This is a genomic window from Streptomyces sp. A0642, assembly GCF_004795105.1.
Lineage (GTDB): Bacteria > Actinomycetota > Actinomycetes > Streptomycetales > Streptomycetaceae > Streptomyces.
Map to the genome: position 1 here is coordinate 141,341 of NZ_SSBL01000002.1, position 11,783 is coordinate 153,123.

14 protein-coding genes and 1 pseudogene are annotated in these 11,783 nt (G+C 72.2%); 4 read left to right on the forward strand and 11 right to left on the reverse strand.

Annotated features, from left to right (window positions below):
* Positions 1-192: 192 nt before the first annotated feature.
* Entirely contained in the window at positions 193-861 is a 669-nt protein-coding gene (locus E6R60_RS04150) for a VTT domain-containing protein (protein ID WP_136325029.1), read from the forward strand.
* Here the strand turns inward: E6R60_RS04150 and E6R60_RS04155 are convergent.
* From E6R60_RS04155 to E6R60_RS04180, 6 genes and pseudogenes are all read right to left on the reverse strand, one after another.
* A complete protein-coding gene (locus tag E6R60_RS04155) occupies positions 848-1,072 on the reverse strand; it encodes a DUF2277 domain-containing protein (protein WP_136325030.1) in 225 nt (74 codons plus the stop codon). The genes E6R60_RS04150 and E6R60_RS04155 overlap by 14 nt on opposite strands.
* 93 nt (positions 1,073-1,165) lie before the next feature.
* On the reverse strand, positions 1,166-2,530 hold the full coding sequence (locus tag E6R60_RS04160) for a DUF1254 domain-containing protein (protein WP_240802386.1): 1,365 nt from the start codon (positions 2,528-2,530) through the stop codon (positions 1,166-1,168).
* Positions 2,531-2,671: 141 nt separating this feature from the next.
* Positions 2,672-3,112: a hypothetical protein gene (locus E6R60_RS04165; protein WP_136325031.1), complete on the reverse strand. Its 441-nt coding sequence runs from the start codon at positions 3,110-3,112 to the stop codon at positions 2,672-2,674.
* Positions 3,113-3,264: 152 nt separating this feature from the next.
* Positions 3,265-3,453, reverse strand: coding sequence for a hypothetical protein (locus E6R60_RS04170; RefSeq protein ID WP_136325032.1), 189 nt, complete (start codon positions 3,451-3,453; stop codon positions 3,265-3,267).
* A gap of 157 nt (positions 3,454-3,610) precedes the next feature.
* Positions 3,611-3,850: pseudogene (locus E6R60_RS37170) on the reverse strand (leucine zipper domain-containing protein); the annotation flags it as partial.
* Positions 3,851-3,855: 5 nt separating this feature from the next.
* Complete coding sequence (locus E6R60_RS04180; protein WP_136325033.1) at positions 3,856-4,671, reverse strand: NAD(P)H-binding protein; 816 nt, start codon at positions 4,669-4,671, stop codon at positions 3,856-3,858.
* An 85-nt stretch (positions 4,672-4,756) separates the two neighbouring features.
* Here E6R60_RS04180 and E6R60_RS04185 point away from each other — a divergent pair, with 85 nt between their 5' ends.
* A complete protein-coding gene (locus E6R60_RS04185) occupies positions 4,757-5,179 on the forward strand; it encodes a helix-turn-helix domain-containing protein (protein WP_136325034.1) in 423 nt (140 codons plus the stop codon).
* 333 nt (positions 5,180-5,512) lie between these two features.
* A complete protein-coding gene (locus tag E6R60_RS04190) occupies positions 5,513-6,847 on the forward strand; it encodes an MFS transporter (protein WP_136325035.1) in 1,335 nt (444 codons plus the stop codon).
* 38 nt (positions 6,848-6,885) lie between these two features.
* Here E6R60_RS04190 and E6R60_RS04195 read toward each other — a convergent pair whose 3' ends face one another.
* The 4 genes from E6R60_RS04195 to E6R60_RS04210 all read right to left on the reverse strand — a co-directional run bounded on the left by E6R60_RS04195 (position 6,886) and on the right by E6R60_RS04210 (position 10,528).
* The gene (locus tag E6R60_RS04195; RefSeq protein WP_136325538.1) at positions 6,886-8,070 is read right to left on the reverse strand and encodes an MFS transporter; all 1,185 of its coding nucleotides are present in this window, start codon (positions 8,068-8,070) and stop codon (positions 6,886-6,888) included.
* Positions 8,071-8,232: 162 nt separating this feature from the next.
* A complete protein-coding gene (locus tag E6R60_RS04200; protein ID WP_136325036.1) occupies positions 8,233-8,919 on the reverse strand; it encodes a phenylalanine--tRNA ligase beta subunit-related protein in 687 nt (228 codons plus the stop codon).
* A gap of 43 nt (positions 8,920-8,962) precedes the next feature.
* Positions 8,963-9,610, reverse strand: coding sequence for an FMN-binding negative transcriptional regulator (locus E6R60_RS04205; RefSeq protein WP_136325037.1), 648 nt, complete (start codon positions 9,608-9,610; stop codon positions 8,963-8,965).
* Between the two features lie 81 nt (positions 9,611-9,691).
* Positions 9,692-10,528: an EamA family transporter gene (locus E6R60_RS04210; protein WP_136325038.1), complete on the reverse strand. Its 837-nt coding sequence runs from the start codon at positions 10,526-10,528 to the stop codon at positions 9,692-9,694.
* A gap of 118 nt (positions 10,529-10,646) precedes the next feature.
* On the opposite strand from E6R60_RS04210, the gene E6R60_RS04215 reads away from it, so the two are divergent.
* Entirely contained in the window at positions 10,647-11,231 is a 585-nt protein-coding gene (locus E6R60_RS04215) for an XRE family transcriptional regulator (RefSeq protein WP_136325039.1), read from the forward strand.
* A 30-nt stretch (positions 11,232-11,261) separates the two neighbouring features.
* Here the strand turns inward: E6R60_RS04215 and E6R60_RS04220 are convergent, their stop codons facing one another.
* On the reverse strand, positions 11,262-11,633 hold the full coding sequence (locus E6R60_RS04220) for a signal peptidase I (protein ID WP_136325040.1): 372 nt from the start codon (positions 11,631-11,633) through the stop codon (positions 11,262-11,264).
* Between the last annotated feature and the right edge of the window lie 150 nt (positions 11,634-11,783).

The following is an 11,783-nucleotide window of genomic DNA, read 5'->3' on the forward strand; positions in this document are numbered from 1 at the left end:
CACGTCCGGCACGGGGAGCGGCCGACACGACCCCGGGGGACACCTGGGGCGCTCGAGGCACGTGAGATGCCCAACATCATTCCCGTATTCGGATCTCCGGATCAACGGCAGGCGTACGCTGTACAGCTGGCCCTGCCGCTCCTGCCGCTCCCCTGCGACGTCGCGGCGTTGTTACTGATCGGGGAGTAGAAGGTGCTCGAGAGTGTGGGTGCGCTGACCGGCAGCCCATGGATCTACGTCGTGGTCGCCCTCTCCGTGCTGCTGGACGTCTTCCTTCCCGTGCTGCCGAGCGGGGTCCTCGTGATCACCGCCGCCACGGCCGCCGCCGCGGGCACCACGTCCGTGGCCGCCGACGCCGCGGGCGCGGCCCGCCACGTGACCGAGGTGCCCTCGGTCCTGGCCCTGATCCTCTGCGCGGCCACCGCCTCCGTCCTCGGCGACCTCGTCGCGTACCGGCTGGCCTGGCGCGGCGGTGAGCGCCTGGACCGCGCCATCGCCCGCTCACGCCGGCTCACCTCGGCGCAGGAACGTCTCGGCGCGGCCCTCAGCCGTGGCGGCGGAGTCCTCGTCGTCATCGCACGCTTCGCACCGGCGGGCCGCTCGGTCGTCTCACTGGGCGCGGGCGCCTCGCACCGCGACGTGAAGGAATTCCTGCCGTGGTCCGCCGTGGCGGGCGTCGCCTGGGCGGGATACAGCGTCGGGCTCGGCTACTTCGGCGCGCACTGGCTCGGCGCGAGCTGGCTGGGTACGGCCCTCTCGGTGCTGGCCCTGTTCGTCGCCGGCGCGTTCGCCGCGTTCCTGATGAAGCGCCCGGCCGCCGCGGCCGCGGCGGCCTCCGCACCGGTCCCTACGGCGTCCTGACACCACCCCGCACTTCCAGTCCGTCCAGCAGCCGGGCCGTCGCTTCGGCGATCTCGTCGACGGCCCGGTCGAAGACCTCCTTGTTGTGCGCGGCCGGGGCGCGGAAGCCGGACACCTTGCGGACGAACTGCAGGGCGGCGGCGCGGACGTCCTCCTCGGTGGCCTCCTCGGGGAGGGCCGGGGGGCGGAGGGTCTTGATGCTTCGGCACATGTCTCCAGTGTGGACCGCCCCACTGACAACGTCCCGGTCCCGCCGGCGCCCACCGCGGTGACATCACCGGCCGGCCTGCCCGCCGGACCGGTGTCACCCCTGGCCGGCCGCCCCGACCCGGCGGATGACGGGGAGCTCGTACTGCCCGTCGAGGACCGGCGTCTTCGGCATGTAGAGCCTGAAAGCGGGCCGGAAGTTCCCCTCGGGCGCGGGCAGCCAGTTGGCGGCGGCGGCCGGGTCGGCGGGCCGCTCCCTGCTGATGTGGATCGTCAGCGAGCCGTCGTCTGCGTGCACGATCCCCGGCGTACGGTCCCCGATCGAGTACCTGCCCGCGGGATTGCCGACCAGGTAGGAGTCCGGGACGTCGTACATGGTCAGGGACCAGAACGCGTCGACCGGCGGCAGCTCCTCGAAGCGGAGCTCGTAGCGGTGGGCACCGCTGAGCGGCTCGCCGTCGGAGTCGCGGAAGGCCTGCGCGTACACCGCCTCGTAGCCGTGGTTCCCCCACAGTCCGACCCGCGCCGCCACCGCCCTGGCGAGGTAGGCGTCCTTCCGGTCCGCGATCTTCCATTCCGGCGAGTCGATCGTCCCCACGCCGAACCAGTCGAGGTTGTAGTCGAAGAGGTGCGGGTTCATCATCCACTTCCCCCCTCCCCCGGCGCCCGGCACACCGGCCGCCTCCACTCGTTCCCTGCCCCGCGCGAGTCCTTCCTTCAGGGCGCCTACGAGGGCGGGGACGGCCGCGGCATAGGGCGAAGGCCCCTCCTCCAGGAGCCCCAGCGGCTGGAACCGGTCCTGGTGGGCGCGGTCGGCGGCGGACGGCGGGAAGTCGGCCATCCATACCCGCAGCCGCTCGAAGAAGCCGAGCTCCGCGGGCACTCCGGCGTCGGGCGCGGGCAGACCGCTGCCGTGCTCGCTCCCCTTGAGGGGAGTGAGCGTGAACCGCTCCTGCAACGGACGGACCCGCCGCTCCAGATCCTCCGGGCCGTCGCAGGCGTTGCGGCCGACGAGGGTGACCACGGAGGTGGGGGCGTCGATCACACCGCGCACGTCGGCCGGGGAGGTGCCCGCCCACCCGGGCGGCACGATGAGCCAGTCGCCCGCCTCCGTGCCCGTGGCCCGGCTGCCGACGTAGGCGAAGTTGTTGGTCCAGGCGTCGACGAACTGCACGACGTAGTACGCCCCGCCGGTGTCCGGGACGTGCAGCCGCAGGGGCCCGCTGGAGAGGTCGAGCTGCGCGAGGGAGTAGGCGGTGTCGTTGTTGACGGAGGCGAAGCGCGTACCGGCGTCGCCGAGCCGGGTGGAGTGGGAGAACCGGTTGAAGGGGGCGGCCGCGACCGGGCCGAAACCCTCGTGCACGCACGTGTCGACCATCGACAGGTCGAGGACGAGCGGACAGCCGTAGACGTACGCCTCGGCGGCCAGCTCCACCAGCTCGTTCGTTCCTTCTTCGGACACGGAGAGACTCCCCTTCAGCGGTCGTGCGCGGTGAGCGCGGTCCGGACCGGCCGCCCTCGGGGCCGGATCCGGCCCCGGCGGCGGTTCCGGACCGGCGGACAGCGGCTGCCACCACCGGGCCGGGACCGTCGCCGGTGTCCGTCAGATGACCGCCTTGGAGGAACCCGTGCACAGGGCCCAGATCACGAAGGTGTCGATGGCGAGGGAGACGACGGCCCAGATCGGCTGGTACGGCAGCCACATGAAGGTGGCGATCATGTTGAGGGCCGCAAGTCCGACACCGACCCCGCGCGCCCAGGACGCCCCCTTGAGAATGCCCCAGCCGACGACGGCGAGGATGACGCCGAGGACGAGGTGGATCCATCCCCAGGCGGTCACGTTGAACTTGAAGGCGTAGTCGTCGATCCGTGCGTAGACGTCGTTCGACGCGATTCCGGCAATGCCCTTGATCGCCCCCAGCACCCCGTCGACCATCAGCAGGACACCGGCGAACGTGATCCCGCCGGCCGCCCAGGGGTTGATGCCCCCGGGGTGGGACGGAGGCGGGGAAGGACTGCCCGGTGGGGGCGCGGTCTGTGCCATGAGGACTCCTTGGCCGGTGGAACTGCGCGTCAGACCGACCCTGCTCGGCGCACTCCGGGGCGGCTACTCGACGCGGCCGAACGGGTGAAGCGGGAGGGACCGGTGAGGCGGCACGCCCCCGCTCCACTGCTGCCCGGCCCCCCGCCCCGTTCCTACCGCTTCAACGCCCTGTACCGCTTCATGAGGGCGGTGATCGCCTCCAGGTTCGCGTCGCCGTTCAGCTCGCGCAGCAGGTCGTCGGGGCAGAGCTCATAGTGGTCCCCCCACCATTTACGCCCCCGGTTGTCCCAGATGCGGTATCCGCCCGGCACGCCCCTGGCCACGTAACGCCTCTTGCTCACCCTGCGCCCTCGCTGTCGCGGTACTACGCGTCACTCCCTCCCGGGTCGATGACGCATTCCCGCAACTATCGCCCGTTGCCCGGGCCACCCGCGAACCAATTGCGGAGCACTCATTCGCTGCCCCTCGATGCGGGTGATGCCGTGGGCTTCGCGTGTGACGTAGGTCCTCGATCCGTGCCACGGCGTCCGCAGAGACTGCTGTCGGCGGCGGTGAGGGGCCGAGGAACGATCCAAGAGGCCGAGTTCCCCATCCTGGCGGTGGCGGTTGACCCACTTCGACGCGCACGCACGGGAGATGCCCGTCTCAGCGGCCACGAGTGCGAGGGGACGGGGTAAGGCAACGCTCGACCAGCCGCCGACGGCTTTCGAGGGACAGCGGCGCGTTGCGACGAACCATCCGCGTCAGCGTTCGCCGGGACGCAGAGCGGCCGCGGTGTCCGCCGCAACGGCCAACGCGTCGGTGAGCGGTCGGTCGAGCAGGCCGACGAGGTCGGGGCTGGAGTTGCCGAGGAACCCATGGCGGACGCTGGTGGCGATCGAGGCGAGCATCGGCGGCTGGAACGGCAGCAGGGCGTCGTCCGAGAGGAGCCGGGCGCGGTACTCGCTGAGCCCCATCGCTCGGTGGGCGACGTCGAGACGTTCGGCGACGTCCCCGGCGGTGATCGGGTCGCCGACCAGGTCGTAGGTCTTGTCGACGTGCGCGGTCGGGTGGCCGGCGACGATGGCTGCGGCCGTGGCCAGGTCCGCCCGAGCCACCGCGGAGAGAGCGCCATCGCCAAAAGCTGACTCCAGGCCATCGGGTGTCCACGTCAGCAACGCTCCGAAGAGCTCGGCGTAGAGCCCGTTGCGCAAGATCGTCCACCCGCGACCGCAGGCCTTGACCAAATCCTCAGTGGCGCGGTGGGCGAGCGCGAATCCGAGGTGGTCCCCGGCGCCGGTCAGGCTGGTGTAGATCACGTGCGTGACGCCGCCGCGGACCGCAGCGTCAAGAAGGGCCCGGTGACGAGCGATGACCTGGTCGTCCTCGGCATACCCGGCCGAGACCAGGACCAGCGTCGAGACACCGGTGAGGTCCAGGCTGGTGGGGGCGTCGAAGTCCAGGTGGCGCTGCCCTTCGGCGGGTGTTCGGCTGCCGCCCAGGGCGGGCACCTTCCGGTCGGCCAACTCCTGGAGCGTGAGGGAGGCGAGCTGTCCGTTCGCACCGGTCACCATGATCATTGCGGTTCGGTCTCCTGCCGTGGTTCTCTTCAGTAACTACGGCGATCCTGAACCGGCCACGGTCGGCCCACAAGGAGGCAGTCTCATGTCAGTGACGCACACCGGTGTAACCGCCGGCCCCGCCGAGCTGGAACCCTGCGGGCAGCCGGACCACCCCGACTGCGGGATCCGCGATGTTCTCGACCGGGTGGGCGACAAGTGGTCGGTCCTCGTGATCGTCGAGCTCGCGAACGGCGCGCGGCGCTTCCGGCAGCTTCAGCGCGCCATCGACGGAATCTCCCAGCGGATGCTGACGCTGACCGTGCGCCGGCTGGAACGCGACGGGCTGGTGATCCGGACCGTCTACCCCACCGTGCCTGCCCAGGTCGACTACCGGCTCACCGAGACCGGCGCAAGCCTCACCCACCTCGTCAAGGCACTGGCCGACTGGTCACTCGAGCACCGGGACACCATCGCCCATGCCCGCCAGGCCTACGACGCTCAGCATCCCGACAACGAGATCCGATGACCATCGGCGTCAACAACGTCATGACCCGCGACAGCTATCCTCGGACCACACGTGATCCTTGAGGCAGGAGTGGAGATGCCCGGTCGCCCGGGCGCGCGCTGACGTCGTAGGTCGTGATCGACCCGTCATCGCGTGCCGCCCCCGTTCCGCGGTGCAGCGAGCCTTCTCGCCCGACCGCCGGCGCACTTCCCTGTGCCCCGGCGCGGCGAGTGTTTCCTTCTGCTCCGCAGCTCAAGGGGTCCTCGTGCCATTCATGCCACCCGCCCATACCTCCCGCCGCTCCCCGGCTCCCCCTGAACACACCCCTCAAGGCCCGCGCGTGCGGGGCCCGCGATGAAGGCGGCCGACCACGACCGGGCCGGGGCCGCGCCGAGCGTGTGGCGGGATGCGGACTTCCGCAGGCTGTGGGCGGGCCAGACCGCGTCCCAGTTCGGGGCGCAGGCCACGCAGGTGGTTCTGCCGCTCATCGCCGTGGTGTCGCTCCACGCGGGTCCGGGCCAACTCGGCGCCCTGCGTGCGGTGGAGCAGGCGCCGATCCTGCTGCTCTCGCTCTTCGCGGGCGCGTGGGTGGACCGCCGGCGCGCCCGTACGGTGATGGTGCTGGCGGACTGCGGCCGGGCGCTCGCACTGGGAGCGATCCCCGCCGCGTATCTGCTCGGCGTGCTCGGGCTGCCCGTCCTGCTCGTCGTCGCGCTGCTCGTCGGCGTACTGAGCGTGTTCTTCGACGTGGCGTACCAGGCCTCGCTCGTACGACTGGTGGAACGCGACCGGCTGTTGCAGGGCAACAGCGCGCTGGAGGGCAGCAGGTCGGCGGCGCAGACCGGCGGCCCGGCGCTCGGGGGCATGCTGGTGTCGCTGTTCCCAGGTCCGGTCGCCGTCGCCACCGGCGCGTTGTTCTTCGCGGTGTCGTCCGTGTCGATCCGGCGGATCCGCCGGCGTGAGCGGCTCCCCGCGCGGGGGGACGGCCCTGCCGGCGTCCTACGGCAGATCCACGAGGGCCTGCGTTTCGTGGCCGGCCATGCCTCCCTGCGGGCGGTGGGAGTGGCGTCGGCGCTCTTCCAGTTCTGGTTCGCCGCGCTGATGACCGTGTACCTGCTGTACCTCCCGCGCGGTCTGCACCTGTCGGGCACGGCCATCGGCGTGGCGCTGGCCGCGGTCGGCCCGGGGGCGGTGGTGGGGTCGCTGCTGGCGGCGAGGCTTCCGGGGCGGTTCGGCTACGGCAACGTGCTGGTGTCCTCCGCGGTCGTCGCGGACGGCGTGATGCTGTGCGTACCGGCGCTGCACGGATCCGCGGCCCTCGCGCTCCCCGTACTCATCGGCGTCAACTTCCTCTTCGGCGTCTTCGGCCAGTTGGTCAACGTCACGATGATGGCGGTGCGTCAGGCCCTCACGCCCGTACGGATACAGGGCCGGGTCGTGGCGACGATCAACTTCGCCGGTATGGGCCTGACTCCGGTCGGCTCCCTGCTGGGCGGCTTCCTGGCGGACCACTGGGGCCTGCGTACGAGCCTGTGGGTGACCGCGGCAGCCCTCGCCCTGTCCCCGCTGTTCATGGCGTTCTCGCCGCTGGCCCGTCTGGGGAGACGCCTTCCGTACGGAGACCTGACGGGCCGGCCGCGCGCGGGCGGCCGGCGCGCGCGCAACGCCCGTACGGCTTCGCGGCCGTGACACGCACGGGGGTCAAGCACCGCACACCAAGGCCGGGTTCAGCCCACCCGGCGGATCCGGTAGACATCACGCACACCCATGTTGGCGACGGTGGCGAGACAGATGACGGCCGCGCACACCAGCAGGATCTGCCGGCTGCTCCAATGTGCCGAAGCGAGCGCGACCAGGAGGTAAGCGGCCGGGATGGCGAGGCGCTCGCCGACGGCGTTGAACGCGCTGAGCCGGCCCAACTCCTCGTCGGGCACGTGCTGCTGCATGATCGTGGACCAGCAGACGATCGCCACGTCCAGTCCGACTCCGGCGACGACGGCGGCTCCGAGCACCCAGGGCAGCGCCAGTCCGCGTCCCAGAGCGGCCAACGGCAGCATCATGCCCGCGCCGGTCACCACACAGACCAGCATCAGCCGTCGCGGTCTCCAGACGAGGCACACGAGCGTCCCGGCCAGCAGTCCGGCGGCGAAGGCGCCCTGCACGAGCCCCCAGGAGCGGGCGCCGGAGTAGTCGTGGTCGGCCACGAGGGGCCCGAGCAACTGGAATCCGGCCAGCCAGGCCGCGACCACGGCGGTCCCGGCGGCGGTGTAGCTCCACAGCCAGCTCCGGGAACGGAATCCGGCCCATCCGGCACGGAGATCGGCCAGGGGGCCCGCACCGGAGGGCACGGCCCCGGCCAGGCGGAGCCCGAGCAGGAGGAGGGCGGCGACGCCGAAGGTGGCCGCGTCCCAGCCGAGCGCCCAGGCGGGGCCGGTGACCGAGACGACGAACCCGCCGACGACCGGGCCGATGACCTTGACCGCGTTGCCGGGCACCCGGACGAGCGCGTTCGCCCGCTGAAGGTGTTCCTTCGGGACAAGCCGGCTCGCGATCCCCTGGGCCGCGGGCGCGGTGAAGGCGGCCGACACTCCGGACAGGCAGGCACAGATGCTGATCGCGAAGGTCGTCGCCGTACCGGTCGCAGCCAGTACGGCGACGGCCGCCTGGGCGGCGGCGGCGCCGAGGTTGCCCAGGAAGAGAATGCGGCTGCGGGACATCCGGTCCGCCAGCACGCCGCCCGCGAGCAGGAGGACGAGGGTCGGCACGGTGTTCGCGGTCAGTACGATCCCGAGCGAACCCGCTCCCCCGCCCTGCCCGATCACGGCGAACGCCAGCGCCACCGGCGCCATCGCCGAGCCGGTGGCCGAGACCAGATGAGCCAGCAGGAACCGCCGGAACGCGGGGACGCGCAGGGGAGACGAGGTGGTGGGGAGCGCCTCGCGTTCACACCGGCCGACGGTCACCGCTCAGCGCCCCGGAAGGTGTGACGCCTGCGCCGCTGATGCATCCGGACAGGCTAAGGGCTCCCGCCACGGCATCGCACGCGAGGGGCGCCGGCGGGCCACCCGGGGTGCTCAGGACGGAAGGCAGTGCACGGCCGTCTGCCCGGCGTGCGGGGCCAGCAGTTCCCGGAGCTCGCGGGCGGCGGCCTTCAGAAGGTGGCCGTCGCGGGTGGCGTGGAGGGTTTCGAGGACGAAGGCGACGCGGGTGGAGTCCTCGGTGACCCGGGTGCGGTGGGCGTCGCGGTGGTTCCAGTGCCGGGTGAGGACGCCGGCGGCGTCGGAGTAGATGATCTCGCCGGGCTTGGGGGTCTCGACGGTGTCGGGTTCGCCGAGGGGGGTGAACTCCTCGGTGCCGTCCGCGTACCGGATGTCGACGTCGCCGGTGACCTGGTCGAGGTCGAACGCACCGGCCGGCAGCCCGTGAAGGACGGAGACGGCGTTGTACGAGTCGACGGCCGGGTTGATGCGCGGCAGCGTGCCCTTCTTGGCGAACCGCCGGCCGAGCGCGTCCACGCTGGGGCGGATGCGCCGCGGGTTGGTGCCGAAGGAGCGGTAGGCGGTGTGCCAGGCCTCGATGCGGGGATCGGTCTCGTCGGCGGGCTGCCAGGTGCCGTCGGCGAGCCGCCGCTCCAGGTCCGCCAGCGCGGCTGCGGTGCCGGGCCAGTCCTCGTGGCCGCGGAGTCCGGTGGCGGTGACGACGGCGATGCGGGTGTCGGGGAACGCGTCGGCGACGGCGGGGGCGAGGCGGATGTCGGTCATGGGGCGGGGCTCCGTTCCTTCGTACGTACAACGGCGGCCGCGGTCAGGCCTTCCACGGGCCGATGCGGTCCAGGCGGCGGCGCTGCTGGTCCGCGGTGGGGGCGTCGAGGCCCTCTCCGCGCCGGCCGAGGCTGTCGGCCACGGCCGTACGGTGCTCGACGGGTTTGTGGTCGTCGTACTTGAACTTGGCCAGCACCTCCGTGACCTCCAGCCGCAGCCCGCGGATGCCGGGAAGCATCCGGCCGTACGGGGGCCGGCCGGGCACGACCGGTGCGTGGTCGCCGTCGGGCTGGAAGTGGGCGAGCTGGCGGCGCAGCAGTTCGGCCTTGGCCTCGGGGTCGTCGACGACGGTGGCGCGGCAGGTGAACTGCACGGCCGCGTAGTAGCTGGTCGGAACGCCCTCGACGGACGGGGTGCCGGGCTTGGCGCGCCAGGGACCCGGGATGAAGGCGTAGTCGCCGATGACGGTGAAGGTGACGTGCGGGTCGTGCTCGATCGACTCCCACACCGGGTTGGGCCGGGCGAGATGGATCAGCAGGTCGCCGCCGTCGGTCGTGAAGTGGGTCGGGACGACGGCGGGCGGGCGGCCCGGCAGACCGTTGACGCTGAGCTGCCCGAAGTCGTGGCCGTCGGCGATCCAGGCCCGCCATTCGGCTTCGTCCAGGGCGGCATCCCAGGGCTGGATGAACATGCTGCTCCTTGTACGGGACCGAGGTACGAGACCGGTGCACGGCGCTGATGCCGCGGGACCGATGCGGGCGGGCGAGGAGGATCAGGCGAGGGCGAGGAGGCTGACGGCGGCGGCTGCGGTACCGAGTCCGACGAGCTGGCCGCGGTGGATGCGTTCGGCCAGGACGCCGCGGGCGAGCAGGACGGTGCCGGCGGGGTAGAGAGCGGTGATGACGGCGACGACGGCGAGGTCTCCGCTGCGGGCGGCGAGCAGGAACAGCAGGTTGGCCACCGAGTCCAGTACGCCGGCGGTGGCGGACATCGCGTAGGCGGGGCGTTCGGTCCCCAGCCTGCGGAACATCAGCGCGGCCGCGCCCAGGGTGACGGCCGAGGACACCGCCCGGCCGATGATCAGCGGGGCGACGCCGCTGTCGGACGGCGCCTGGTGCAGGAAGACCAGCTGGAGGGCGATGGCGGCGCCCGCACCGAGGGCCAGCAGCAGTGCCGTACGCGAGGGCCGCACCGCTCCCGAGCCGTGCCCGGCACTGACCAGCACCACCGCGGCCAGGGCGAGCGGGAGGCCCACCAGTCCGGCGACGCCCAGGCGCTCCCCCTGCACGAGGCCGACGCCCACGGGCAGCATGGCGGACACCAGGGCGGTCACGGGTGACAGCACGTTCATCGGGCCGATGGCCAGGGTCCTGTAGAGGAGGGCGAACGCGGCGGCCGACGCGACCCCCGACGCGGCGCCCCAGCCCAGGGCTCCGGTGCTGAACGAGGCGCCGAGGAACGGCCACAGCAGGAGCTCGACGACGAGGGAGGCCGGGGCCGCGATCATCACGGTGCGCAGCACATGAGCCTTGCGGGCGCCGAGGCCGCCGAGGAAGTCGGCGCACCCGTAGGCGAGTGAGCTGCCCAGGGCCAGCAGCAGAGCGATCACGGCACATCCCTTACCATTCAGTGGAACGACTTAACCGTACAACGAACCGACCGCACTATGTCAACCAAACGACCGCACGGTGCATTCCAGTGGTCTTCGCAGGAGGGATGGTGACCGGATGACCGAGACGGACACGGCACTGCGGACGCTCGCGCAGAACGTCAGGGCGGCCCGCACCCGCGCGGGGCTGTCGCTGGACGAACTGGGCCGCCGCGCGCAAGTCAGCAAGGGCGCACTGGTGGGACTGGAGAGGGCGCAGGGCAACCCCAACTTCGCCACCCTGGTCCGCCTGGCCGACACGCTCGGCCTCTCGGTGTCCGCGCTGATGGAGGGAGCGGCGGAAGGCCGCGTCCGCGTGGTGACGGCCGACGCGGTGACCCCTCTGTGGACCGGGGCGCGGGGCAGCGAGGCCCGGCTCATGCTGACGACCTCGGGCGCCGCCCCGGTGGAGGTCTGGCGCTGGCGGCTGGAGCCGGACGAGGAGTACCCGAGCCATCCGCACCAGGCCGGGGTCGTGGAGACCGTCAGCGTCACGTCCGGCCGCATGACGCTCGTCGTCGACGGCACCGAGCACCCCGTCGAGGCGGGCCAGACGGCCACGTTCGACGCCGACACCCCTCATGCCTACCGCGGCGCCGGCCACGAGGCGTGCGACCTGATCATGACGGTCCACCTGCCGCCCGGCCCGGGTCCGGCCGCCTGACGCCGGGGCCGCCCACGCGGCCCCCCGCTCTCAGCCCTGCGCCTCCACGGCGTAACCGGGGACGGACGGCCATCGAACGGTGAGGACCACCGACTCCTCCTCCGCGACCCAGGAGTGGTCGACCCCGCGCCCCCACACCACGTAGTCGCCCTGCTCTTCCAGGAGGACGCTGCGGCCGGGGAGTTCGACGCGGAAGCGGCCGCTGATCAGAACCAGGAGAGCGGTGCGGTGCTCGCCCTTCACCCACTCCAGGCGCTCGTCGCCAGGAGGGTGAACACCCCACTTGATCTCCACGTCCTCGCTGTGGCGGGGGTCGCCCTCCTCCTTGAAGTGCCCGAGGAGCCATCCCCGGTCCAGTGCCGCATCCTTGCCCGCCTTGCCCACATACACGCTGTCGTTCACGAGGCCGGAGATTAGCAGCCGGCCCGAGACCCGAACGGGCCCGGGCACCGGCCGGCCCGCCCGTTCCCGAGCCACCCACCCGCCCCCAGCCATTCCTCCACCGCATGGCTCCCCTGCATATCCAGTCGCTGGTGGAACACGGCCGCCTCG